Genomic DNA, 22818 nt, shown 5'->3' on the forward strand with positions numbered 1-22818 from the left:
GGGGGGGGGGGGGGGTTTTTCTCTGCCCCCCGGGTGTTTGTTTTCGACTTTTTTTTTTTGTTTGTGTTTGGGGGGGGGGGGGGGGGGGGGGGGGGGGGCCGCCCCCCCCGCCCCGGAGGGAGAGGGATCAGACGGTCGCGGAGTACTGGCTGTCCTTCATGAGGAAGGTCGCCAGCGGCTTGCCGTCGCCCTTCGACATGGCGGAGAAGGTGACGCCCAGCTGGGCCGCGGCCTTGCGGGCCAGCTTGATGTCGTCGGTCGCGGTGACCTGGCCGCGCGGAATGATGAAGCGGTACCGGACCGCGGTCGTGCCACCGGCCTTGACGTCGGTGAACTCCAGGCCGAGGGCGCGCACGTCGGCGAACGGACGCTCGGCGATCTCGTAGCGGTAGGTGTCGACCGCCGGGGTCGGCTCGGCCTTGACCGCGTCGCCGCCCATGAAGAACGGGAAGGTGTCCTCGTTGAACTGGAGCAGCGAGAACTTCAGCGAGAGGTCACGGGCCGAGTAGATGTAGTGGATCGGGGAGACCGACTGCCACGAGTCGATGGCCTCCAGCTTGTCCTTCTTCGAGAAGGTGACGCCGTCGCCGGACGTGAAGCCCAGGTCCTTCCAGCCCGCGCCGGACCAGTCGGCGGCGGAGTCGGTGCCGAAGGTGGCCGGGGCGGAGGTGCCGGCGTCGGCGACGTAGAGCTTGCCGATGCCTGCGACGCGGATCTCGGCGGAGTTGTTTCCTGCCATGGTGGGGTTTCTCCTTGGGATGAGGGGGAGCACGCCGTCCCCGGGCATCGGGCCCGGGAACGGCAAAGGCCCCGCCGGACGGCGAGGCCTGGTCTGTGGGGTGAGCGTCCGTCAGGGAGCCCGGCGGGCTCAGAAGACGCTCAGGGACAGCTGGATCACGCAGAGGTAGCGGTTGGCGCCCCGGTAGAGGTAGTCGGGCAGCCAGCGCGGCCCGTCCATCTCCTCCACGTCGTGGACGAGGTTGACGCCGATCTGCTTGCCCATCGTGGCGAGCAGCGCGCGCCGGGCCGCGTTGGCGAGGATGTGGGCCGCGTTCTTGGTCGGCCCGTACACCTCGAACTCGATCAGCGGCTTGTCGACGTGCAGGTCGCCGATCCAGGCGCCGCCGCGGCGGTTGACGAGTACGGCGCTCTGCGTGCCGTCGAAGCCGGTCGGCGCCTGGACGGCGATCGTGGCCCCGGCCAGGGCCGGGTCGGCCTTGAGGACGTCGACGACCAGCTTCTCGACGTCCGGGAACGCACTCGGGGGAGTGGTCATGACGGTTCTCCTCGGTGGAAGGGGAGGCGGGACGGGGTGGTGCGGGGGGCCGTCCGGGGCGCTCGACGCGGGGAAGGGGGCGGGGGCGCGGAGCGCTCCCGGACGGCGAACGGCGAAGCCGCCGCCCGTCGTTCGGGCACAGCTCCGCCGCTGCACCAACTGTGACAGAGAGCGTGCGCGCACGCAACTAATTCGTCGATCGGCTGGAATCTCCCGGCCGGGAGGGCCGGTGACGGCCGTCGAGATCCCTCACCGGCTCGATCGGGCCACCGTCGGCTACCTCCGCAGCCAGCCCTTCTTGGGGGGCTCGAGGGGGGCCGGCTCCCGCGCCATCACCAGCTCGGCCACGCAGAGGCGCATGTGCTCGGTGATCGTCTCCGGGGCGGCGGAGCGCTCGAGCTGCATCAAGCGGGACTGCTCCACGAGCCAGCTCGTCGGGGACGTACGGAACACGAGGCGGCCCTGCTGATCAGGGAAGGCGCCGCGCACATAGGTCCGGCTCATCTCCTCGGCCCGGGCGATGGCCGCTTCCCTTCCGCCTTCGACGGGGATCTTCGCCACCAGATCCCATCTGCTGTCGCCGTACGAATCGTTGGCCTCCACCAGCACGTACCAGCTCATGACCCCGTACCCCCTGGGTTCCGTGTGCGCGTGTCCGGCTGTCCGAACCTGCACCGGACTGTAGGTGACGCTCGACGACCGGGACCGGTGAATCCCGGCGCACGGCGAAGCGCCCCGTGTCTCTCCGGGAGACACGGGGCGCTTCGTCATGCGGTGCTTACGGGCTACGCGGTACGAGGACGGCGGCGGGCGGTCCGTTCCGCGGCGAAGACGTCCTCCAGGCGGAACAGTTGGGCCCTGCCCGCCTTGCCGGCCGCTCGCAGGTGGCCCAGCTGGACCCACTTGCGGATCGTCGCCGGGGCGACCCCGGCCTCCTCGGCGGCCAGCGGGCCGGGGATCAGGGCCGGCAGGGGCAGGGGCTTCAGCACGGGCTCTCCTCGGTGTCCTCGGAATCGGGTGTCCTCGCCGTGGTGCTCGCGGCGGCGTCCATCGCTGCTTCGATCTCCTCCGTACGGGCGCCCGACGCGTCGGACAGCTCGCCCCACCGCTCCTCCGGCCACAGGTGCCGGTACGCGGGGTCGTCCTGGCACCCGCACACCTCGTCCGTGCAGACGCACGCCGGGTTCACGCAGAGCACCGCCCGTCGGTCCGGGAACACCCGCAGCGACACCGAGTCGCACCACGGGCAGCGCCCCGCGACGCGGACGACCGTCTCCGTGTCCCCGAGCGTGCGCGCGCAGCGCCGTGCCATCCGGCGCATCTCGTCGCGCACGTGCCGGGCCAGGTCCGGGTGGGGCGCCATGTCGTCGAGCAGACCGACGACGCGCCGAAGCCGTTCGATCACCCCGGCCCGGCGGGGCCGCGGCCGGCCGAGGCGGGCGCAGACGGCCTCCTCCAGCTCCACCACGCCGTCGCTGATGTCCCGGATGGCGTCGGAGACGTGCAGCCGGATCGGGGCGGCCCCGTGGCCCGGCACGGCGAGCCCGTGCCGCTGCTGGAGGAGCAGGGCCTCGCGGCGCTCCTCGCGGATGAGGTCGTCGCGGCCGGGGTGCGGCGCGGCGGGCGGGATCCCGGCGGGGGAGCGGCGGCCCGGCGCCAGCTCCTCGGCGAGCTCGGGGAACTGTCGTACCAGGGAGGCGGCCCAGAGCGCGATGTCCCGCACGATCCGGTCGGGGGAGTGGACGGCGTCGTCAGCCACGCGGACTCCCGGAGTGCGCGGTGCCCGCCGAACTCCGGCCGCGGCGTGGGACGACGGGGCGGCCGTTGCGCCAGAGGCGGCCCGCGCATACGCCGTCGAACCAGCTCTCCGCGGGAGCCACGGCCGCCTCGCACTCGCGGCGGACGGGGCAGGAGGCGCAGGCGCGCAGCGCCGGGGCCGCCTGTTGGGCGCGGCGGGCGAAGACGACGGACGGGGAGAGGCCGACGCACGCGGCGGCGGCCTGCCATGAGGACGTGTCGGGCAGGAGCAAGGTTCTTCTCCACGGTCCGGGCCACCGAGCCCTGGGGCCGGTGCGACTCCTGGGACTCGTGAGGCCGACGAGTGCGACGGCGAGTGAGAGAGTGACATGTTGCGTGCGGGCGCGCAACAAGTTTGTGGAGCCCCCTTCACCGATTCGACACGATTGCGCGCCCAAAAGCACGTAATTCTTTGCGCGCAAGCACGCTAGAGTGGGGTCCCTGGAGGGTGGGGGAGTTAGGGAGCGGTACATGAGCACTCAAGGGCTCGACGAGTTCGCAGGCTGGGTCGAAGGTCTGATGAGAGCGCGCGGCTACGACATCGACAGTCCGCGCGGAGGAGGAAAGTCCCGGATCGCGGACGAGGCCGGCGTGCACCGGGCTGCCGTGACCCGGCTGCTGCAGCGGCAGAGCATGCCCGACCTGGAGACCATGCGCAGGATCGCCCCGCTGCTCGGGGTGTCCGTCCGGGACATGCTGGTCCGGTCCGGCCGGGTGACCCCGGAGGAGCTGCCGCTCGCGGCGGATCTGCTCCCGCCCAGCGACTGGCAGCCGACCATGGAGGACTTCGCGCACTGGCTCGGCGTCCCCGACGAGCGGCTTGGCGTCTTCATCAAGGTGGTGAACCAGTTCCTGGAGCCCGCGGAGGAAGGTGCGACGCAGGGCGCCGAGGGTGGTGGCGCGTCCGATGCGAGGCGTGCCGCGCGGGACTGAACGGGGATCCGTCGAACGGATCTCCGTCAGGGGGCGTGATCAGGAGCCGGGGTGACATCGACCCCGGCTCTTCGGTTCGCGGCCCTCGGTGGTGGCGCCCCCGGCGCCTGGCCGCCCGCCCCCGGTGGTGGCCCCCGGTGGTGGCCCCCGGCCCCGAGCCCCAGACCCCCGGCGGGCGCCCCCGGCGCCGCGTTCCCGTGCCCCTTGGTGGAGGCTGCCGGCGCTGCGTTCCGGTGCCCGCGTTCTCCGAGGTCGGCCGGGCCCCCGAGCGCGTGGGCATTTGTTTTGACCGGAGTCCATGCGGTAGGTACGCTCAGACCTTGTGCCTGGGGTGTGCCTGGGCTCGCGTGCGTGTCCTCAACCGCACGGCGAGTTCGTCAACAGCCACCGCAATCTGCGCCTTTTCCGCCCTCGGCGGAGGTCCGCAGTATTCGACACACCCGACCGCGTGGGTCGGTGTCGTGTTCCAGGTTAGTTTTACGACGGCACACAGAAACCGGAGAAGTAGTGCCTACGATCCAGCAGCTGGTCCGGAAGGGCCGGCAGGACAAGGTCGAGAAGAACAAGACGCCCGCACTCGAGGGTTCCCCTCAGCGTCGCGGCGTCTGCACGCGTGTGTTCACGACCACCCCGAAGAAGCCGAACTCGGCCCTCCGTAAGGTCGCGCGTGTGCGTCTGACCTCGGGCATCGAGGTCACGGCCTACATCCCGGGTGAGGGTCACAACCTGCAGGAGCACTCCATCGTGCTCGTGCGTGGTGGCCGTGTGAAGGACCTGCCGGGTGTTCGTTACAAGATCATCCGCGGTTCCCTCGACACGCAGGGCGTCAAGAACCGTAAGCAGGCTCGCAGCCGCTACGGCGCCAAGAAGGAGAAGTAAGAATGCCTCGTAAGGGCCCCGCCCCGAAGCGCCCGGTCATCATCGACCCGGTCTACAGCTCTCCTCTTGTCACCTCGCTGATCAACAAGATCCTGCTGGACGGCAAGCGTTCCACCGCCGAGCGCATCGTCTACGGCGCCATGGAAGGCCTCCGCGAGAAGACCGGCAACGACCCGGTCATCACGCTGAAGCGCGCCCTCGAGAACGTGAAGCCGTCCCTCGAGGTCAAGTCCCGCCGTGTCGGTGGCGCCACCTACCAGGTGCCGATCGAGGTCAAGCCCGGTCGCGCCTCCACCCTCGCGCTCCGCTGGCTCGTGGGTTACTCCCGCGCCCGCCGCGAGAAGACCATGACCGAGCGCCTCATGAACGAGCTCCTCGACGCCTCCAACGGCCTCGGTGCTTCGGTCAAGAAGCGTGAGGACACGCACAAGATGGCCGAGTCCAACAAGGCCTTCGCGCACTACCGCTGGTAGTCGCAACCCACATCGAGACCGAGAGAAGACTGAGCCGATATGGCTACCACTTCGCTTGACCTTGCCAAGGTGCGCAACATCGGCATCATGGCTCACATCGACGCGGGCAAGACGACCACCACCGAGCGGATCCTGTTCTACACCGGCGTTTCGTACAAGATCGGTGAAGTCCACGACGGCGCTGCCACGATGGACTGGATGGAGCAGGAGCAGGAGCGCGGCATCACCATCACGTCCGCCGCGACGACCTGCCACTGGCCGCTCGAGGACGTCGACCACACCATCAACATCATCGACACCCCGGGCCACGTCGACTTCACCGTCGAGGTGGAGCGTTCGCTCCGCGTGCTCGACGGTGCCGTGACGGTGTTCGACGGCGTCGCCGGTGTCGAGCCCCAGTCCGAGACTGTCTGGCGTCAGGCGGACCGCTACGGCGTTCCGCGTATCTGCTTCGTCAACAAGCTCGACCGTACGGGTGCCGAGTTCCACCGCTGTGTCGACATGATCGTGGACCGCCTCGGCGCCGTCCCGATCGTCATGCAGCTCCCCATCGGTTCCGAGATGGACTTCCAGGGTGTCGTGGACCTCGTCCGCATGAAGGCCCTGGTCTGGTCCGCGGAAGCGACCAAGGGCGAGATGTACGACGTCGTCGACATCCCGGCCACGCACACCGAGGCCGCTGAAGAGTGGCGCGGCAAGCTGGTCGAGACCGTCGCCGAGAACGACGAAGAGATCATGGAGCTCTTCCTCGAGGGCCAGGAGCCCACCGAGGAGCAGCTGTACGCCGCGATCCGTCGTATCACCATTGCCTCCGGCAAGGGTGGCGGCGAGAAGACGATCACCCCCGTCTTCTGTGGCACCGCGTTCAAGAACAAGGGTGTTCAGCCCCTGCTCGACGCCGTCGTGCGCTACCTCCCCTCCCCCCTGGACGTCGAGGCCATCGAGGGCCACGACGTCAAGGACGCGGAGCTGGTCGTCAAGCGCAAGCCGTCCGAGGAGGAGCCGCTGTCGGCCCTCGCGTTCAAGATCGCGAGCGACCCGCACCTCGGCAAGCTCACCTTCGTCCGGATCTACTCCGGTCGCCTGGAGGCCGGCACCTCGGTGCTGAACTCCGTCAAGGGCAAGAAGGAGCGCATCGGCAAGATCTACCGCATGCACGCGAACAAGCGTGAGGAGATCGACTCGGTGGGCGCCGGCGACATCGTCGCCGTCATGGGCCTGAAGCAGACCACCACCGGTGAGACGCTGTGCGACGAGAAGAACCCGGTCATCCTGGAGTCCATGGACTTCCCGGCGCCGGTCATTCAGGTCGCCATCGAGCCCAAGTCCAAGGGTGACCAGGAGAAGCTGGGTGTTGCCATCCAGCGTCTCGCGGAGGAGGACCCCTCCTTCCAGGTCCACTCGGACGAGGAGACCGGCCAGACCATCATCGGTGGTATGGGCGAGCTTCACCTCGACATCCTCGTCGACCGTATGCGTCGCGAGTTCAAGGTCGAGGCGAACGTCGGCAAGCCGCAGGTCGCGTACCGCGAGACGATCCGCAAGGCCGTCGAGCGCGTGGACTTCACCCACAAGAAGCAGACCGGTGGTACCGGTCAGTTCGCCAAGGTGCAGATCGCGATCGAGCCCATCGAGGGCGGCGACGCCTCGTACGAGTTCGTGAACAAGGTCACCGGTGGCCGCATCCCGAAGGAGTACATCCCTTCGGTCGACGCCGGTGCGCAGGAGGCCATGCAGTTCGGCATCCTGGCCGGCTACGAGATGACTGGCGTCCGCGTCATCCTTCTCGACGGTGCCTACCACGAGGTCGACTCCTCCGAGCTCGCGTTCAAGATCGCCGGTTCGCAGGCCTTCAAGGAGGCCGCGCGCAAGGCTTCCCCCGTCATCCTTGAGCCGATGATGGCCGTTGAGGTCGTCACGCCCGAGGACTACATGGGTGAGGTCATCGGCGACATCAACTCCCGCCGTGGTCAGATTCAGGCCATGGAGGAGCGCAGCGGCGCTCGCGTCGTGAAGGGCCTCGTGCCCCTCTCGGAGATGTTCGGCTACGTCGGAGACCTCCGCAGCAAGACCTCGGGTCGCGCAAGCTACTCGATGCAGTTCGACTCCTACGCCGAGGTTCCCCGGAACGTCGCCGAGGAGATCATCGCGAAGGCCAAGGGCGAGTAACTCACCCGAGTACACGCTTTAGGCTTGACACCAGTCGCCGGGGCTCAGCCCCCGAAACCCGAGGGATCGGGCCCCGGCGGATGGCATCCCAGCAAAGATCACCTGGCGCCGATGAAGCAAGGCGTTCAGAACCACTCCAGGAGGACCCCAGTGGCGAAGGCGAAGTTCGAGCGGACTAAGCCGCACGTCAACATCGGCACCATCGGTCACATCGACCACGGTAAGACGACCCTCACGGCCGCCATTACCAAGGTGCTGCACGACGCGTACCCGGACCTGAACGAGGCCTCGGCCTTCGACCAGATCGACAAGGCTCCTGAGGAGCGCCAGCGCGGTATCACCATCTCGATCGCGCACGTCGAGTACCAGACCGAGTCGCGTCACTACGCCCACGTCGACTGCCCCGGTCACGCGGACTACATCAAGAACATGATCACGGGTGCCGCGCAGATGGACGGCGCCATCCTCGTGGTCGCCGCCACCGACGGCCCGATGCCGCAGACCAAGGAGCACGTGCTCCTGGCCCGCCAGGTCGGCGTTCCGTACATCGTCGTCGCCCTGAACAAGGCCGACATGGTGGACGACGAGGAGATCCTGGAGCTCGTCGAGCTCGAGGTCCGTGAGCTCCTCTCCGAGTACGAGTTCCCGGGCGACGACCTGCCGGTCGTCAAGGTCTCGGCGCTCAAGGCGCTCGAGGGCGACAAGGAGTGGGGCCAGTCGGTCCTGAACCTGATGGCCGCCGTCGACGAGGCGATCCCGCAGCCCGAGCGTGACGTCGACAAGCCGTTCCTGATGCCGATCGAGGACGTCTTCACGATCACCGGTCGTGGCACCGTCGTCACCGGTCGTATCGAGCGTGGTGTCCTCAAGGTCAACGAGACCGTCGACATCGTCGGTATCAAGACCGAGAAGGTCACCACCACGGTCACCGGCATCGAGATGTTCCGCAAGCTGCTCGACGAGGGCCAGGCCGGTGAGAACGTCGGTCTGCTCCTCCGTGGCATCAAGCGCGAGGATGTCGAGCGCGGCCAGGTCATCATCAAGCCCGGTTCGGTCACGCCGCACACGAGCTTCGAGGCCCAGGCCTACATCCTGTCGAAGGACGAGGGTGGCCGTCACACCCCGTTCTTCAACAACTACCGCCCGCAGTTCTACTTCCGTACCACGGACGTGACCGGCGTCGTGACCCTCCCCGAGGGCACCGAGATGGTCATGCCGGGCGACAACACCTCCATGACCGTCGAGCTGATCCAGCCCGTCGCCATGGAGGAGGGCCTGAAGTTCGCCATCCGTGAGGGTGGCCGGACCGTGGGCGCCGGCCAGGTCGTCAAGATCAACAAGTAATTGTCGATCGTCTGACCTGTGCCGCTCCTGACGGAGCGTCATGAGAGGGCCCCCGGCCCGCCGTTCGCGGCGGACCGGGGGCCCTCGTCTTTTCTCTGGCTGCCGCGGCGGTCGGCCCGACTACAGCCGGGGCGCTCCGGCCGGGCGCCAGACCCACGGGTGGGCGTCGGCGCCGAGACCCACCGCCAGCGGACCGTCCGGTACGAGACGCAGCGCCGCCGCCTGCACGGGCACCGTTCCCTGCGTACGGGTCCAGAGCCGGCCGCCCTGCCGCAGCTGGACCCGGCCGCGCAGGTCCCGGCCGAGCAGCACGGTCCCGCCGCCGTCCGCGGCGGCGGCCACCGGGCCGTACCCGTCGAAGGACGCGTTCCCGCGCCCCGACAGCAGCTCCTTGGCCGCGGGCCTGCGGTAGTACACCTCCAGCGCGCCGGACCCGGGGCCCGGGACGGCGGCGACGGGGTCGCCCGCGCCGGGGAGCGGGGCGGCCGGAGCACCGTCGATCCAGTGCAGGACGGACGTCCGACCCGCGGCCAGGAGATGCACGCGTCCGGCGGCGTCGACCACGGCGTCCAGGCCGTCCTGGACCTCGTCGGTGCCCGGCAGGGCCCGCCACGGGGACCAGCCGCCGTCGGCGTTCCGTACGCGGGTCGACACGCCCTTGTCCGCGTTCCGTACGAAGAGATGGACCCGGCCGTCGGGGGCGGTCACGGCCACCGGGACACCGATCCGGCGCCCCCGGTCGTCGGCCCGCTCCGGATTGCCGAGGCCCTGCCACGCGAGGAACGGGCCGCCGGGGGAGCGCTGCTCGAGCAGGACGACCTCGCGCCTGTTCGGGCCGCCGTGGCCGCCGAGCGCGGCGAACCGCACCCCGAAGAGCAGGACCCGGCCGTCGGGGAGCACGGCCGAGCCCAGCGCGGGCGCGAGCGGCCCGCCGCCGAGGTCCTCGGGCTCGCCCCACAGCCCGGAATCCCTGCCCGTCTCCCGCCAGCGGACGGCGCGCAGTCCGAGCACGCCGTAGGCGTCGAGCCGTCCGCCGGGCCGTCCGTCGGCCCGCGTGACGACGGCCGGACCCGCGCCCGGCCAGCGGTGGTGGGTGGCCCGTACCCAGCCCTTCCAGTTCGTGAGGGGACGGTCCCCGCCCACGCCGTAGTCGCCGCAGCCCGACGGATTGCCGCAGTCCCAGGACGGATCGCCGCCGTACGGGACGAGATGCGCGGCCTTCTCCTTGAGGACCTGGGGCGGGAGGTTCTTGGGCCAGTGGCGGTTGTAGTAGCCGCGGAAGGCGGTCGCGACGAACGCCGGGATCTCCCCCGGGCCCTGCTGCGCCTCGGCGACCCAGCGGATCAGCGCGGCCCAGGAGAAGCAGGCCACGGCGGTGTGGTCACCGTGGTCGGAGTAGCCGGGCTGCTCGCTGTCGCGCTTGCGGGTGGCCTCGTTGCTGACCTGGATGTCCGGGTCGGGGTCGAGGGTCTGCACGACGGTCGGCCGGTAGCGGTCGAGGAGGCCGACGAGGACGTCGATCAGCTGGTCGTGGTCGTAGGTGTCGGACCGGTCGACGGGGGAGCCGGCGGAGAGGTGCGTGCGCAGTTCGAGGGCGCGGTCGTGCCACAGCGCGGGCAGGGCCATGTAGCGCCGGGTGGTGTGCATGGGCAGATTGAGGAAGATCAGCTCGACCCGGCGGCCGCCGTGCACGAGCGTGTCGATCTCGGCGCGCCGCCCGCCCCGGAGCGTGGCGGCGCTCCGCTGCCAGGGGGCGAACGCGTCGAGCCCGAGCAGCGTCGCGTACGCCTGGCGCAGTCCCTGGTGGCGGGCGGAGGAGTAGGCGGCCCGGTCCGGCGGGACCTCGGGCATGCCCTTGATCCGGTTCACGCCCGTGTGCTCGCCCGCGGTGACGTAGACGGAGACGAGCGGGACCCCGGCGTCGAGCATCCGCTGGGTGTCCGGATTCATGAAGTACAGGTCGTCGTCCGGGTGCGCGGCGAACTGCATGAGCTGCGCGCGCCGCGTACTCGCGATCGGCATCCCCGGCGCGGGGTCGGCGGTGGGCCCGGTACGGCGCGGTGCGGGCACGGAACACCCGGCGAGCGCGGCGGCTCCGAGGGCGGCGGCCGACGCGAGAACACTGCGTCGACGGGGCACACCCGTCCTGGGCGCGGATACGTCGTCCACTACTGCTTCCCCCGTGCTGCTACCGGTCCCCGAAGTCCCCTGAAACGGCGGACGCCCTGGTCGGGGCAGAGATCCGCGCCTAGCTAGACGGCTTCGAAGAGCCGGGGGTTGCGTTGCGGGGGAACGCGCATTCGGATTTCGCCGGCGGGTTCGTCACGTACGGCTCTCGGCGTCGACGTCCTCGGACCAGCGCACCTCGCCGGTCCCGACCGTCACCGTCGCTCGGACCCGCATCGGGCCGTCCTCGCGGCGGGACAGGAGCACCAGCTCGGCCACCCGGGCCGTCATGGAGCCGAGCAGGGCTTCGGAGGTGGTGGCGAGGGTGTGCGGGTCGCGGCTGCGGCCGAGGGAGAGGTGCGGGGTGAAGCCCTTGGCCCGGCCGCCGCAGAGCGGGAAGCGCGCCTCGAGGGCTTCCCGCAGGCGGGCCCACGGCTCCTCGCCCGCCGCGCAGGGGTCGAGCCAGACCGTGGCGTCCTCGCGGTGGCCGAACCAGTGGACGCCCTCCAGCCGGGCCCGGAACGGCGGGGTCCGCTGCGCCGCCGCTGCCACCAGAGGCGCGGCGCGCTCGAAGTCGGACTCCGGTACGAAGCCGAAGAGGACGTTGACGTGCGGGGGCCAGCGGTGGATCTGGCGGTCGTGCACGCGTCGGATGTGCTGGATCGGCGGCCACAGCCGTCGCGGCGGGATCCAGGCCACCGCCGTACGGTTCGTGGCGGGCACGGCCAGGATCTCCCCGGGCGGGACGGGCTCGTCCTCCGCCGCCACGGTCTCGTCGAGCCGGTCCACGCCCGCCGCCCGGTCCCAGACGACCTCGCCGTCGGCCTCGAAGAAGATCACCCGGTGCCAGGGGATCTCCCCGCCCGGTACGAAGTCGGGCAGCGCCACGCGCTTCGGCGCGGCGTCCCGTTCGTGGATCCCCATCACGAAGCGCTCCGGATCGAAGCGGGGGTCCCACAGCACCCGGTGGTAGATCTCGTCACTCGTGTGCACGCTCCGCGTGTGCCCCGAGCGCGGCGTCTCAGTCCACCCCACCGGGCGGCGGCACCGTCAGGGCTTCGCCGGCAGTGCCCGGAGGAGGACCAGCTCGCGCAGGTGCGAGATGTCCAGCTCGGCCAGGGAGGCCGTGATGCCGTCGAGGAGGACGACCTGGCCGTTGTTGTTGTGGGCGTAGATCAGGTTCCCGGTCGCCTCCTGACCGCCGACCTCGCGACGTACCCACACGAGCCCGCGCGTGTCCGGGCCGGGTTCCTGAAGGGTCCTGATCACGTCGTTCCAGTCGGCCACCGGCACGTGCGTGAACCCCGGGAAGTACCGGCGGTTGAGTCGGTCCCACCAGCCGGGGGCCTCATGGGCGGGGCGCCAGGGCAAGGCGACCGACCGGTGCCCGCCGAGCGTGGAGTGCAGGGCGGCCACGCAACCGCGGGCGTTGATACGGCGCGCCTGGTTCCGCACGCGAGCGGTGGTCTCGCGCGCGGCCCCCCGTTCCAGGTCCGCCAGCGGCGCGCTGGAGGCGGGGTGGAACGGGGAGCTGCCGTCCTTGGGCACGACGAGCGAGGCCGCGAGCATCGGCGAGCGGGGATAGCCGGGCTGCGGGAGGGCCCGGCAGGACAGCAGCCATGCCGTGTCCGTCTCGTGCACCGGGTCCGGTACGGCGAGCTCGACGAGCCCGCCGTAGATCGCGTGCAGCCAGGCGGCCGCCTGCTGCATCGGGTTCTGTGTCTGCATCGTTGACGTGCGTTCTCAGTCCCAGGCCGTGCCCAGAGCACTGAGGCGGTCGCGGTACTCGATCACCTCGCGCCACTCCGGCGGCCAGAACTTGATGCCGTGCCGCGCTCCGGCGAAGGCGCCCGCCAGGGCCGCGATCGAGTCGGAGTCTCCCGACGAGTGCGCGGCGCGTTGCAGCGCGGGGCGTGCGTAGCCGTCGACGACCAGGAAGCAGTACAGGGCGGTCGCGAGGGCTTCCTCGGCGACCCAGCCGGCACCGACCGCCTCGCTGGGATCCCGGTCCACGTCCGGCTCGCGCAGCGCCTCGGTCACGCGGTCGAGGGCGCGCAGACATTCGTCCCAGCCGAAGGCGATGTACGTCTCGGGGTCCGGCGCGCCTGCCCTCTGGGCGAGGTCTCCCAGCCAGTCGACGTGGTACACCCGCCGCGATTCCTGTGCGTAGGCACGCAGCTCGTCGACGAGGCTCGTCAGGGGGCAGGCGTTGGCGAGGAGCCACACGGCGTGGGCCGTCAGGTCGCTCGCCGCGAGCGCCGTCGGGTGTCCGTGGGTCAGGGCTGCCTGCAGCTGAGCGATGCCCGCGCGCTGCTCGGCCGACAGGCCGGGCACGAGGGCCACCGGGGCCACCCGCATGTTCGCGCCGCATCCCTTGGACCGGATGATGCTCGCCGCCTGCCAGGGGATGTCGCGTTCCAGCGCTGCGCATGCGTCCAGGCACGTCTGACCTGGGGCCCGGTTGTTGTCCGGGTCGTGCAGCCAGGACACGAAGCGTCTCCTCAGAGCCGCTTCCACAGCGGCGGGCGTGAGCGGGGACGCTCCTTCTCGTGCCGCTCCTCGCGCCCCTCGTTCGCCTCGGGTGCCTCGCTCGCCCCGGGTGTCTCCCGTACCTCCGGTGACCTCCGCCAGCGCTTCGGCGACGGCCAGCATCATCTGCGTGTCGTCGGTCACCCGCACGACGCCGCCCGGGGAAAGGGGGAGCTCCATCTTGTGCCACGGACCGAACGTGGCGCCGATCTGCTCCATGTTCAGGAACTCCGTCGGGTAGCCCATGGCGTCCCCGAAGGCGAGGCCGAACAGCACCCCGCTCGCCGCGTGCCGTGCGGCTCCCTTCGGACGCTGCCCGGCACGTGCCCGGAGTACGTCAGGGTTCGGAGCCGTGGCGAGGGAGTCGGGTACGACGCGGCTCGATTCGACGAAGGGCGAGTCGCGGATCATCTCGGCCAACGCTTCGGACGGCGTGAGTCCCCGTGCCTTGCCGTCGTACAGCCGGTCCACCCACACGTCGCCCTCGTTGAACGCTTCGGAGCCGCCGTCCTTGCGGACGATCCAGCCCGCGGCGTCGTCCTCGTCGTTGGCCCACACGTAGCCGATCACTGAGCCCTGGGCGTCGGCCACCGTGACGTACTGCACGGACCTGCCGCTGTGGCGGTTGTACCGCTGAGGCCCGCCCGGCTCGACCAGGAACTGCAGGTCCTCTTCGAAGCGGGGATTGGTCTTCCGTTCGACGAAGCGGGGGCCGCTTTCCCGTTCGGGGTTCATTTACGCCGTCCCTTTCTAGTTCCCCGGCAGCACTTCGCCGTAGATGTGCAGCTGGCCATTGGACTCGAAGGCCCGTGTGATGGTGTATTGCGTGCCGCGCCCGAGCAGCAACTCCCGCTCGCCCATGCCGTAATGGCTGACCTTCTCCATCCAAATGGCAGGAGTTCCCTCGGGGACACGGAGATGCATCACCGCATCCATGTCCGAGAAGGCGTCCACCGGGTTGTTCCCGAGCGAGGTCGACATGTAGCCCTTGTCAGTCATTGTCTGCCCGATCAGGTCCTTGGGGGCGTCGAAGTCCAGGTGACCGACTCCCGACCCGCGAACCACCATGACGTCTTCCGGCAGACGGCGACCGGCCAGCGCCTTGTCGACCTCTTCGATATTACGAAGGACATCCGGGGTCCCCAATCCCTCGTCCCCGCTCCGGAGGTATCCGTTCATCTCCTTGTACGTGGCGTAGTGCGGGCTCGGCCCGCCCCCATGCTCGGCCGAGTAATCAAGGAATGACTGCTTGGCCTCCGGAGGGAGGTTTTGCGCGTACTCGTTCCAGTTGTCCCTGCCGTAGGCGATCGCCGCATTGTCGTCCGGGAACGATACGGCGCCGTCGCTGACCTCGTCGAACGCGACATCGTGCTTCTGCGCGTCGGGGAGACCCTTGAACTCGTCTGCCGAAACGTGCGGCTCGTACGTGAATCCATTGTCGGGCTGCCCGCCGGGCCCGTCATTGACCCCGTTGAGCTCCGGATACTGGTCGTCCAGGAAGTCCTGAGCCGTCTTGGGATCCACCGAGTCCGCGTGGACGGCACCCTCGTCCACATGGTTCGTGCCCTGGGCCAGGTCGTCCCATTTCTGGGCGACCGCCGCGTCGTCGGCCAGCCCGGTCGGCGACGGCCAGGCGGTCGGGGGGTCGATCGTCCAGCCCGGGGGCAGCTGGGAGACCGCGTTGTCGGCCACTCCGGCCGGCGGCGCGGGCGACCCCGCGTTGTCGGCCAGCCCGGTCGGGGGCGACGGCGGCGTACCGCCGACGTTGTCCCCGTACTTCACGCCGTTCGTCGCCCCCGTCTCCAGCCCTTCCTTGGCCGCGAACCGCAGGCCCCCGCGGGCGAAGCCCGTGCCCTTCGTGCCGAAGAGTTCGGGGATGAGACGGCCGAGGAACTCGGACGGGTCCTTCTTGAAGCTCTCGACGGCGGCCGACACCGCGCGGTCGGGCTGGGCGACCGTGGAGACCAGGCCGGAGAGCGTCATCGAGACGTTCTGCCCGTACGCGGCCGGGTGCGTCAGGTTGTACGGATCGAACGGGACGAGGCCCCGGACGAAGTTGACCAGTCCCGCCGTTCCCTTGAGGGCGCCGCCCACCACGTGGGTCAGCTCCATGTTGTAGGCCTGGTAGCCGTCGGCGATGTTGTCGCCCAGACGCTCGAGCGGCGGCGGTTCGGCCGGGGCGTGGGCCAGAGCCTTGTCGACCCTGGCCTGGGCGTCGGTCGCGGCGGTGTTCCGCTGCTCGCGGGCAGTGGCGAGCCGGGACCTGGCCGCCTCGAGGAGCGCCTTCGCGGCGTTCTCGGCCTCGGCGGCCCCGGCACCCTTCTCGCCGGCCCCGGTCTCCTTCGCGGCGGCGGCGGCCTTGGCCTCCTCGGCGGCCGCTTTGGCCTTCTCGGCGGCCTGCATGCCCTTCCGGTACAGGTCGATGGCCTCGTTCGCCTGGCCCTGCGCCCACTTCACGGTGTCCGCGTACGCCTCGAGCGCGGCGGCGGCGTTCTCGCACGCGTCGGCCGCGTGCAGCCATTTGGTGGGGTGGACGCCGAACTTCTCGCGGAAGGAGTCGCCGCCCATGCCCTTCCAGTTCGAGGAGTCGACCTTCCTCATGCCCTGGCCGACCTTCTCGAAAGCCGTCCGGAAGTCCTTCAGGTGCCCCGCGCTCTCGAGGATCTTGGCGGGGTTGCCGTGGACGAGCTCGTTCGCCTCCTCGGTCTGGCCGAGCTGCTTCTCGCCGGGCGTCGCGCCGAGGTCCGACGCGACACCGTCTCCCCAGTCCGTGACCCAGTCGGCGGCCTTGTGCATACCGTAGGAGTCGAGGCGCTCGCCGGCCTTGTCGGTCGCCCAGTCGACGGTCTCGCCCAGCGCCTTCTTGCCGGAGTCGATGCCGTCCTCGATGGCGCCGAGGCCTTCGTTGACGCCGTCCTTGATGCCTTTGCCGACGTCGCTGATGCCGTCGCCGATGTCGTCGAGCAGGCCGCCCATCAGCCCTCACCGCCACGCTGCTGCTGAGGCGGCACGCCCTGCTGTTGTTGCTGCTGCTGCGCCGCGGCGGCCCGTTCCTCCGCCGACGGCCCGAACACGTCGTCGAGCATCTCCTCGTACTGGGCGTCGGAGACGCCGACGGAGGAGTGCATCTGCTGCGGGTTCAGGCCGGGCAGACCGACCGTGTTGGAGGTCATCACATCGCGCCCGGCGTCCTTCCAGCCCTGGGCCGAGTTCTCCCTCGCCCGCTCGAAGGATTCCGCGCTGTAGTCGGGTTTGCTGAAGACCCCGGACGTGGCGATGTCGCCCCAGCCCTGCTTCGTGACCTCGTCCTCGGACGCGTACGGGTTACCGATGGCAGCGTTGGTCACGATCTTGAACGTGCCCTCCAGGTACTGCTCGGTCTCGTGGTACGTGCCGGCCGACAGGCCCGTCGCCACGGCGAACGTGTTGCCCTCGTTGATCAGGGCGCGCACGCCCCATTCCCAGCGTTCGCAGAACGACGTGAACTTCCCCGTCAGCCCTTCGTGGCCCAGCTCCAGGCCGCTCAGCGCGATGTCGCCGAAGCCGCGGCCGGCGCCCGCCATGCCGACCATGCCGAGTTCCTTGAGCTCGCTCAGCGCCAGCGTCAGGCCGTTCGCGATCTCGTCCAGTCCGCTCGTGGCCAGGTCCTTGTTGCCCTCGCCCCCGCCCCCGCTCATCGCGCAGCCCCCCGCTCCGTGTGTCCCGTTACGTTTCCGTCCACCGCCACCGCGTCCGGTACGACCCCGGCCACCGGCGGAAACAGCACCGCGTGCTCGGCGCCGTCCGCCGCGTCCACGGCCACTCCGCACGGCACCCCCGCGCTCGGCACGGCCACGTCCAGCAGCCGCGCCCCGAGCACCGTCTCGTACTCCCACTCCATGCCGCCCTCGCCCCGGGCGAGGGCGTACCGCGCCAGCGCCGACTCGTCGGAGAACGCGAGGATCCATCGCACACCGCCGAGGTCCACGGTCAGCCAGCCCCCGTCCCGGCGCGGCACGAGCACCGCCGTCGCCCGGAAGAGCTCCAACACCGCTTCGAACTCGCGCCGGGCCTCCGCCTCCGCGTCCTGCGTGGCACCCGGCTCGTCCGGGCGATCCGCACCGGGGAACGAGGGCGCCGGGGTGGCGGCGCGCGTGCCGGGCGGAGACGGTGGTGGGGGAGACCACGGTGGGGGAGACCACCCCGTGTGCACCGGGTCCGGTGTGGAGTCGGTCGCCCGTGTCGGTTCGCCCTGAGGCTCGACGGGCATGTCTGCGTAGTCAGCCAGCCGGAAGCGCCGCACCGGCGTGTCCGAGCTTTCCCCGTGATCGATCACCGCGCCACCTTGGCACAGCGGCAGAGGCTGTTCCCAGTCCCGCGGAGGCAATCCGTACATGACCGGGCATGCCGGGCGGGCGTATGCGAAGACGGTGTGTGCGCCGTGTGTACGTCGGTGGAACGGCCGAGAAGGTCCGGGCCCGGGCCGTCCGACGGCGGGCGAGGCGCGTGTCGCACCCCGGGTTTGATCTCCGTCACGTCCGGGGTATTCTCTCCGGCCCGATTGGCCAGCGCCGCACCCCGTATGGCAGACTGTCGGGGTTGCTCGGTTGAGTGCCGATGCTGCGCGCCTCCCGTCGGGGGGACCGGAAGCGAGTCCCACAGTACTCGTCGCTCCTTCTCAGGAGCGGACGTACGGGAATCTTCCGGGAAGCGTCAGCGGGGTGCCGACCAGGCACTCGGTGGCCCTCCTGCAGATATTGCAGCCTGCCCCCGGCCCGCGGTTCTGGGAACCGCACCCCCTTGGTTGGGAGATCCTTAGGGATTTCTGCGTAGAGGGAGTGCGACACGCCCGACCGCGTGGGTCGGAGGCAGAGTCACGAGAACCCCCGAGTCCAGAGCGTTAACCAAGACAAAGGACTACTGAGTAGCCATGGCGGGACAGAAGATCCGCATCCGGCTCAAGGCCTACGACCACGAGGTCATCGACTCCTCGGCGAAGAAGATCGTCGAGACGGTGACGCGCACTGGTGCGTCGGTCGCGGGCCCGGTGCCGCTGCCCACTGAGAAGAACGTGTACTGCGTCATCAAGTCGCCGCACAAGTACAAGGACTCGCGCGAGCACTTCGAGATGCGCACGCACAAGCGCCTCATCGACATCCTCGACCCCACGCCGAAGACGGTTGACTCGCTCATGCGCCTCGACCTGCCGGCGGGCGTCGACATCGAGATCAAGCTCTGAGGTGACGCGCGAGATGGCTAAGAACATCAAGGGCATCCTGGGCGAGAAGCTCGGCATGACGCAGGTCTGGGACGAGAACAACCGGGTTGTCCCGGTGACCGTCGTCAAGGCCGGCCCCAATGTCGTGACCCAGGTGCGTACGAACGACATCGACGGCTACGAGTCGGTCCAGATCGCCTTCGGCGAGATCGACCCGCGCAAGGTGAACAAGCCCCTCAAGGGCCACTTCGCCAAGGCCGACGTCACCCCGCGCCGTCACCTTGTGGAGCTCCGCACCGCTGACGCCTCCGAGTACACGCTCGGCCAGGAGATCACCGCCGAGCTCTTCGAGGCCGGTGTGAAGGTCGACGTCACCGGTAAGAGCAAGGGCAAGGGCTTCGCCGGTGTCATGAAGCGCCACAACTTCCGTGGTGGCAAGGCCTCCCACGGTGCCCACCGCGTGCACCGCAAGCCCGGTTCGATCGGTGGCTGCGCCACCCCGGGCCGTGTCTTCAAGGGCATGCGCATGGCCGGCCGTATGGGCAACGAGCGCGTGACCACCCAGAACCTGACCGTTCACGCCGTTGACGCGGAGAAGGGCCTGCTCCTGATCAAGGGTGCGGTTCCTGGTCCGAACGGCGGCCTCGTCCTGGTCCGCACCGCGGCCAAGGGGGCCTGAGGATATGAGCACCATTGACATTCTGTCGCCCTCCGGCGACAAGACCGGGACCGTCGAGCTCCCGGCCGAGATCTTCGAGGCCAAGATCAGCATCCCGCTGATCCACCAGGTCGTCGTCGCGCAGCTGGCCGCCGCCCGTCAGGGCACGCACAAGGTCAAGACGCGTGGCGAGGTCCGTGGTGGTGGCAAGAAGCCGTACCGCCAGAAGGGCACCGGCCGCGCCCGTCAGGGTTCGACCCGCGCCCCGCAGTTCGCCGGTGGTGGCGTCGTGCACGGTCCCGTGCCGCGTGACTACTCGCAGCGGACCCCGAAGAAGATGAAGGCCGCCGCCCTCCGCGGTGCCCTCTCCGACCGGGCGAACCACTCCCGCATCCACGTCGTCTCCGGCGTGGTCGAGGGTGGCATCTCCACCAAGGCCGCCAAGACGCTGTTCGGCAAGATCTCGGAGCGCAAGAACCTGCTCCTGGTCGTCGAGCGCTCCGACGAGGCCGCGTGGCTGTCCGCCCGCAACCTGCCCCAGGTGCACATCCTGGAGCCGGGCCAGCTGAACACGTACGACGTGATGCGATCCGACGACGTGGTCTTCACCCAGGCCGCCCTCGAGTCCTTCGTGTCTGGCCCCAAGGCCGCTGACAACGAAGGGAGCGAGGCCTGATGTCCGAGGCCACGATCACCAGCAAGACCTTCACGGACCCGCGTGACATCCTCGTCAAGCCGGTTGTTTCCGAGAAGAGCTACGCGCTGCTCGACGAGAACAAGTACACGTTCATCGTTGCGCCCGGCGCCAACAAGACCCAGATCAAGCAGGCCGTCGAGGCGGTCTTCTCGGTCAAGGTCACCGGGGTCAACACGATCAACCGTCAGGGCAAGCGCAAGCGCACCCGCACCGGTTTCGGCAAGCGCGCCAACACCAAGCGCGCCATCGTGACCCTTGCCGAGGGCAACCGTATCGACATCTTCGGCGGCCCGACCGCCTGACGGCGGTCGAGTCGTCCGGAATCGGACGAGGACTGAGAAATGGGAATCCGCAAGTACAAGCCGACTACGCCGGGCCGCCGTGGCTCCTCCGTAGCCGACTTCGTCGAGATCACGCGGTCCACGCCGGAGAAGTCGCTGGTCCGCCCGCTGCACAGCAAGGGTGGCCGTAACAACACCGGTCGTGTGACCGTCCGTCACCAGGGCGGTGGCCACAAGCGCGCCTACCGCGTGATCGACTTCCGTCGTCACGACAAGGACGGCGTGCCGGCCAAGGTCGCTCACATCGAGTACGACCCGAACCGCACCGCTCGCATCGCGCTGCTCCACTACGCGGACGGCGAGAAGCGCTACATCATCGCCCCGCGTGGTCTCTCGCAGGGCGACCGGGTTGAGAACGGCCCCACGGCCGACATCAAGCCCGGCAACAACCTGGCCCTCCGCAACATCCCGGTCGGTACCACGATCCACGCGATCGAGCTCCGTCCCGGCGGTGGCGCCAAGTTCGCCCGTTCCGCGGGTGCCTCCGTGCAGCTGCTGGCGAAGGAGGGCACGATGGCCCACCTTCGTATGCCGTCCGGTGAGATCCGTCTCGTCGACGCCCGCTGCCGCGCCACCATCGGTGAGGTCGGCAACGCCGAGCAGTCGAACATCAACTGGGGCAAGGCCGGCCGTAAGCGCTGGCTGGGCGTTCGCCCGACCGTTCGCGGTGTGGCGATGAACCCGGTGGACCACCCGCACGGTGGTGGTGAGGGCAAGACCTCCGGTGGTCGCCACCCGGTCTCCCCGTGGGGTCAGAAGGAGGGTCGTACTCGTTCGCCGAAGAAGGCTTCGAACAAGTACATCGTCCGCCGCCGCAAGACGAACAAGAAGCGCTAGGAGCGGGTTTAGATGCCGCGCAGTCTCAAGAAGGGACCCTTCGTTGACGGCCACCTCGTGAAGAAGGTGGACGCTCAGAACGAAGCCGGTACCAAGAACGTCATCAAGACCTGGTCCCGTCGCTCGATGATCATCCCGGCCATGCTCGGCCACACGATCGCGGTGCACAACGGCAAGACCCACATTCCGGTGTTTGTCACCGAGTCGATGGTCGGCCACAAGCTCGGCGAGTTCTCGCCGACGCGCACCTTCCGGGGTCACGTGAAGGACGACCGGAAGTCGAAGCGCCGCTAGTAGCGGGGTGGAATGACCATGACAGACACTGGAAGGACAACCATGGAAGCCAGGGCCCAGGCGCGGTACATCCGCGTTACGCCCATGAAGGCCCGCCGTGTGGTGGACCTTATCCGTGGCATGGATGCCACGGAGGCTCAGGCGGTCCTGCGTTTCGCCCCGCAGGCCGCGAGCGTGCCGGTCGGCAAGGTGCTGGACAGCGCCATCGCCAACGCCGCGCACAACTACGACCACAGTGACGCCTCTTCGCTGTACATCAGCGAGGCGTTCGTGGATGAGGGCCCGACCCTGAAGCGGTTCCGTCCGCGTGCTCAGGGCCGTGCCTACCGGATCCGTAAGCGGACCAGCCACATCACCGTGGTCGTCAGCAGCAAGGAAGGAACCCGGTAATGGGCCAGAAGGTTAACCCGCATGGGTTCCGGCTCGGCATCACCACGGACTTCAAGTCCCGCTGGTACGCCGACAAGCTGTACAAGGACTACGTCAAGGAAGACGTCGCCATCCGTCGGATGATGACGTCCGGCATGGAGCGCGCCGGCATCTCGAAGGTTGAGATCGAGCGCACCCGTGACCGCGTGCGGGTGGACATCCACACCGCGCGTCCCGGCATCGTCATCGGCCGCCGTGGCGCCGAGGCCGACCGCATCCGCGGCGACCTCGAGAAGCTCACGGGCAAGCAGGTCCAGCTGAACATCCTCGAGGTCAAGAACCCCGAGATGGACGCTCAGCTGGTTGCTCAGGCCGTTGCCGAGCAGCTCTCCTCCCGCGTCTCCTTCCGTCGCGCCATGCGTAAGAGCATGCAGGGCACGATGAAGGCCGGCGCCAAGGGCATCAAGATCCAGTGCGGCGGTCGCCTCGGCGGCGCCGAGATGTCCCGCTCGGAGTTCTACCGCGAGGGCCGCGTGCCCCTGCACACGCTCCGCGCGAACGTCGACTACGGCTTCTTCGAGGCCAAGACGACCTTCGGCCGTATCGGTGTGAAGGTCTGGATCTACAAGGGCGACGTCAAGAACATCGCCGAGGTCCGCGCCGAGAACGCCGCTGCCCGCGCCGGCAACCGTCCGGCCCGCGGTGGCGCTGAGCGCCCCGCCGGCCGTGGTGGCCGCGGTGGCGAGCGTGGCGGTCGCGGTCGCAAGCCGCAGCAGTCGGCTCCTGCCGCCGAGGCCCCCAAGGCCGAGGCTGCTGCCGCTGCTCCGGCTGAGAGCACCGGAACGGAGGCCTGACCGAA

The 22818-nt window shown here is 69.5% G+C and carries 26 protein-coding genes; 13 read left to right on the top strand and 13 right to left on the bottom strand.

Annotated features, from left to right (window positions below):
• Positions 1–127 precede the first annotated feature (127 nt).
• The 6 genes from ACFV9D_RS14045 to ACFV9D_RS14070 form a co-directional block, all read right to left on the bottom strand.
• Positions 128–739, bottom strand: a complete 612-nt coding sequence (locus tag ACFV9D_RS14045) for a phage tail protein (RefSeq protein WP_385145108.1) — start codon at positions 737–739, stop codon at positions 128–130.
• Positions 740–868: 129 nt separating this feature from the next.
• A complete protein-coding gene (locus tag ACFV9D_RS14050; RefSeq protein WP_385145110.1) occupies positions 869–1276 on the bottom strand; it encodes a hypothetical protein in 408 nt (135 codons plus the stop codon).
• Between the two features lie 276 nt (positions 1277–1552).
• A complete protein-coding gene (locus ACFV9D_RS14055) occupies positions 1553–1897 on the bottom strand; it encodes a hypothetical protein (RefSeq protein WP_385145112.1) in 345 nt (114 codons plus the stop codon).
• Between the two features lie 164 nt (positions 1898–2061).
• Positions 2062–2265, bottom strand: coding sequence for a hypothetical protein (locus tag ACFV9D_RS14060; RefSeq protein ID WP_385145114.1), 204 nt, complete (start codon positions 2263–2265; stop codon positions 2062–2064).
• On the bottom strand, positions 2259–3035 hold the full coding sequence (locus ACFV9D_RS14065) for a hypothetical protein (RefSeq protein WP_385145116.1): 777 nt from the start codon (positions 3033–3035) through the stop codon (positions 2259–2261). The genes ACFV9D_RS14060 and ACFV9D_RS14065 overlap by 7 nt, the downstream gene beginning before the upstream one ends.
• Positions 3028–3306 (bottom strand): WhiB family transcriptional regulator, encoded by a 279-nt coding sequence (locus ACFV9D_RS14070; protein WP_385145118.1) that lies wholly within the window; start codon positions 3304–3306, stop codon positions 3028–3030. The genes ACFV9D_RS14065 and ACFV9D_RS14070 overlap by 8 nt, the downstream gene beginning before the upstream one ends.
• Before the next feature lie 238 nt (positions 3307–3544).
• Between ACFV9D_RS14070 and ACFV9D_RS14075 the strand changes: the two genes are divergently transcribed.
• From ACFV9D_RS14075 to tuf, 5 genes are all read left to right on the top strand, one after another.
• Positions 3545–4006: a helix-turn-helix domain-containing protein gene (locus tag ACFV9D_RS14075; protein WP_385145120.1), complete on the top strand. Its 462-nt coding sequence runs from the start codon at positions 3545–3547 to the stop codon at positions 4004–4006.
• Between the two features lie 507 nt (positions 4007–4513).
• Positions 4514–4885: a 30S ribosomal protein S12 gene (gene rpsL, locus ACFV9D_RS14080; RefSeq protein WP_003948652.1), complete on the top strand. Its 372-nt coding sequence runs from the start codon at positions 4514–4516 to the stop codon at positions 4883–4885.
• A gap of 2 nt (positions 4886–4887) precedes the next feature.
• Positions 4888–5358, top strand: a complete 471-nt coding sequence (rpsG, locus tag ACFV9D_RS14085) for a 30S ribosomal protein S7 (RefSeq protein ID WP_003966970.1) — start codon at positions 4888–4890, stop codon at positions 5356–5358.
• A gap of 39 nt (positions 5359–5397) precedes the next feature.
• Complete coding sequence (gene fusA, locus ACFV9D_RS14090; protein WP_385145122.1) at positions 5398–7527, top strand: elongation factor G; 2130 nt, start codon at positions 5398–5400, stop codon at positions 7525–7527.
• Positions 7528–7677: 150 nt separating this feature from the next.
• Positions 7678–8871, top strand: a complete 1194-nt coding sequence (gene tuf, locus ACFV9D_RS14095; RefSeq protein WP_147980746.1) for an elongation factor Tu — start codon at positions 7678–7680, stop codon at positions 8869–8871.
• Between the two features lie 120 nt (positions 8872–8991).
• Here the strand turns inward: tuf and ACFV9D_RS14100 are convergent, their stop codons facing one another.
• The 7 genes from ACFV9D_RS14100 to ACFV9D_RS14130 all read right to left on the bottom strand — a co-directional run bounded on the left by ACFV9D_RS14100 (position 8992) and on the right by ACFV9D_RS14130 (position 17815).
• Positions 8992–11040, bottom strand: a complete 2049-nt coding sequence (locus ACFV9D_RS14100) for a PIG-L family deacetylase (protein ID WP_385145124.1) — start codon at positions 11038–11040, stop codon at positions 8992–8994.
• 153 nt (positions 11041–11193) lie between these two features.
• Positions 11194–12030, bottom strand: coding sequence for an RNA repair domain-containing protein (locus ACFV9D_RS14105; protein WP_385145126.1), 837 nt, complete (start codon positions 12028–12030; stop codon positions 11194–11196).
• 57 nt (positions 12031–12087) lie between these two features.
• Positions 12088–12765, bottom strand: coding sequence for a toxin glutamine deamidase domain-containing protein (locus tag ACFV9D_RS14110; protein WP_385145128.1), 678 nt, complete (start codon positions 12763–12765; stop codon positions 12088–12090).
• A gap of 15 nt (positions 12766–12780) precedes the next feature.
• Positions 12781–13977 carry an ADP-ribosylglycohydrolase family protein gene (locus ACFV9D_RS14115; RefSeq protein ID WP_385145318.1) on the bottom strand — a complete coding sequence of 399 codons (1197 nt, stop codon included), beginning with the start codon at positions 13975–13977 and terminating at the stop codon, positions 12781–12783.
• Between the two features lie 339 nt (positions 13978–14316).
• Positions 14317–16542 (bottom strand): putative T7SS-secreted protein, encoded by a 2226-nt coding sequence (locus tag ACFV9D_RS14120; protein ID WP_385145130.1) that lies wholly within the window; start codon positions 16540–16542, stop codon positions 14317–14319.
• Positions 16542–17243 (bottom strand): hypothetical protein, encoded by a 702-nt coding sequence (locus tag ACFV9D_RS14125; protein WP_385145132.1) that lies wholly within the window; start codon positions 17241–17243, stop codon positions 16542–16544. The genes ACFV9D_RS14120 and ACFV9D_RS14125 overlap by 1 nt, the downstream gene beginning before the upstream one ends.
• The gene (locus tag ACFV9D_RS14130) at positions 17240–17815 is read right to left on the bottom strand and encodes a hypothetical protein (protein ID WP_385145134.1); all 576 of its coding nucleotides are present in this window, start codon (positions 17813–17815) and stop codon (positions 17240–17242) included. Before ACFV9D_RS14130 ends, ACFV9D_RS14125 begins: the two co-directional genes overlap by 4 nt.
• 660 nt (positions 17816–18475) lie before the next feature.
• On the opposite strand from ACFV9D_RS14130, the gene rpsJ reads away from it, so the two are divergent.
• From rpsJ to rpsC, 8 genes are read left to right on the top strand one after another with little or no spacing between them, the layout of a single operon-like run.
• Positions 18476–18784, top strand: a complete 309-nt coding sequence (gene rpsJ, locus ACFV9D_RS14135; RefSeq protein WP_003948644.1) for a 30S ribosomal protein S10 — start codon at positions 18476–18478, stop codon at positions 18782–18784.
• 13 nt (positions 18785–18797) lie between these two features.
• The gene (gene rplC, locus ACFV9D_RS14140) at positions 18798–19442 is read left to right on the top strand and encodes a 50S ribosomal protein L3 (RefSeq protein WP_260229398.1); all 645 of its coding nucleotides are present in this window, start codon (positions 18798–18800) and stop codon (positions 19440–19442) included.
• A gap of 4 nt (positions 19443–19446) precedes the next feature.
• The gene (gene rplD / locus ACFV9D_RS14145) at positions 19447–20097 is read left to right on the top strand and encodes a 50S ribosomal protein L4 (RefSeq protein ID WP_385145136.1); all 651 of its coding nucleotides are present in this window, start codon (positions 19447–19449) and stop codon (positions 20095–20097) included.
• Positions 20097–20420, top strand: coding sequence for a 50S ribosomal protein L23 (gene rplW, locus ACFV9D_RS14150; protein WP_352188385.1), 324 nt, complete (start codon positions 20097–20099; stop codon positions 20418–20420). Before rplD ends, rplW begins: the two co-directional genes overlap by 1 nt.
• 39 nt (positions 20421–20459) lie before the next feature.
• Complete coding sequence (gene rplB, locus ACFV9D_RS14155) at positions 20460–21296, top strand: 50S ribosomal protein L2 (protein ID WP_046908246.1); 837 nt, start codon at positions 20460–20462, stop codon at positions 21294–21296.
• 12 nt (positions 21297–21308) lie between these two features.
• Positions 21309–21590: a 30S ribosomal protein S19 gene (gene rpsS, locus ACFV9D_RS14160; RefSeq protein ID WP_015035577.1), complete on the top strand. Its 282-nt coding sequence runs from the start codon at positions 21309–21311 to the stop codon at positions 21588–21590.
• Positions 21591–21632: 42 nt separating this feature from the next.
• Complete coding sequence (rplV, locus tag ACFV9D_RS14165) at positions 21633–21980, top strand: 50S ribosomal protein L22 (protein WP_041662774.1); 348 nt, start codon at positions 21633–21635, stop codon at positions 21978–21980.
• Positions 21980–22813: a 30S ribosomal protein S3 gene (gene rpsC / locus ACFV9D_RS14170; RefSeq protein ID WP_356886096.1), complete on the top strand. Its 834-nt coding sequence runs from the start codon at positions 21980–21982 to the stop codon at positions 22811–22813. Before rplV ends, rpsC begins: the two co-directional genes overlap by 1 nt.
• The last annotated feature ends 5 nt before the right edge of the window (positions 22814–22818 follow it).

The sequence above is a fragment of the Streptomyces sp. NPDC059875 genome (assembly GCF_042731085.1).
Taxonomy (GTDB): domain Bacteria; phylum Actinomycetota; class Actinomycetes; order Streptomycetales; family Streptomycetaceae; genus Streptomyces.

What these genes read in the sequence shown, in the direction of transcription:
- ACFV9D_RS14045 (WP_385145108.1), bottom strand. Translation starts at nt 739, where the DNA reads ATGGCAGGAAACAACTCCGCCGAGATCCGCGTCGCAGGCATCGGCAAG.
- ACFV9D_RS14050 (WP_385145110.1), bottom strand. Translation starts at nt 1,276, where the DNA reads ATGACCACTCCCCCGAGTGCGTTCCCGGACGTCGAGAAGCTGGTCGTC.
- ACFV9D_RS14055 (WP_385145112.1), bottom strand. Translation starts at nt 1,897, where the DNA reads ATGAGCTGGTACGTGCTGGTGGAGGCCAACGATTCGTACGGCGACAGC.
- ACFV9D_RS14075 (WP_385145120.1), top strand. Translation starts at nt 3,545, where the DNA reads ATGAGCACTCAAGGGCTCGACGAGTTCGCAGGCTGGGTCGAAGGTCTG.
- rpsG (WP_003966970.1), top strand. Translation starts at nt 4,888, where the DNA reads ATGCCTCGTAAGGGCCCCGCCCCGAAGCGCCCGGTCATCATCGACCCG.
- fusA (WP_385145122.1), top strand. Translation starts at nt 5,398, where the DNA reads ATGGCTACCACTTCGCTTGACCTTGCCAAGGTGCGCAACATCGGCATC.
- ACFV9D_RS14110 (WP_385145128.1), bottom strand. Translation starts at nt 12,765, where the DNA reads ATGCAGACACAGAACCCGATGCAGCAGGCGGCCGCCTGGCTGCACGCG.
- ACFV9D_RS14115 (WP_385145318.1), bottom strand. Translation starts at nt 13,977, where the DNA reads ATGATCCGCGACTCGCCCTTCGTCGAATCGAGCCGCGTCGTACCCGAC.
- ACFV9D_RS14120 (WP_385145130.1), bottom strand. Translation starts at nt 16,542, where the DNA reads ATGGGCGGCCTGCTCGACGACATCGGCGACGGCATCAGCGACGTCGGC.
- ACFV9D_RS14125 (WP_385145132.1), bottom strand. Translation starts at nt 17,243, where the DNA reads ATGAGCGGGGGCGGGGGCGAGGGCAACAAGGACCTGGCCACGAGCGGA.
- ACFV9D_RS14130 (WP_385145134.1), bottom strand. Translation starts at nt 17,815, where the DNA reads ATGCCCGTCGAGCCTCAGGGCGAACCGACACGGGCGACCGACTCCACA.
- rpsJ (WP_003948644.1), top strand. Translation starts at nt 18,476, where the DNA reads ATGGCGGGACAGAAGATCCGCATCCGGCTCAAGGCCTACGACCACGAG.
- rplC (WP_260229398.1), top strand. Translation starts at nt 18,798, where the DNA reads ATGGCTAAGAACATCAAGGGCATCCTGGGCGAGAAGCTCGGCATGACG.
- rplD (WP_385145136.1), top strand. Translation starts at nt 19,447, where the DNA reads ATGAGCACCATTGACATTCTGTCGCCCTCCGGCGACAAGACCGGGACC.
- rplW (WP_352188385.1), top strand. Translation starts at nt 20,097, where the DNA reads ATGTCCGAGGCCACGATCACCAGCAAGACCTTCACGGACCCGCGTGAC.
- rplB (WP_046908246.1), top strand. Translation starts at nt 20,460, where the DNA reads ATGGGAATCCGCAAGTACAAGCCGACTACGCCGGGCCGCCGTGGCTCC.
- rpsS (WP_015035577.1), top strand. Translation starts at nt 21,309, where the DNA reads ATGCCGCGCAGTCTCAAGAAGGGACCCTTCGTTGACGGCCACCTCGTG.
- rplV (WP_041662774.1), top strand. Translation starts at nt 21,633, where the DNA reads ATGGAAGCCAGGGCCCAGGCGCGGTACATCCGCGTTACGCCCATGAAG.
- rpsC (WP_356886096.1), top strand. Translation starts at nt 21,980, where the DNA reads ATGGGCCAGAAGGTTAACCCGCATGGGTTCCGGCTCGGCATCACCACG.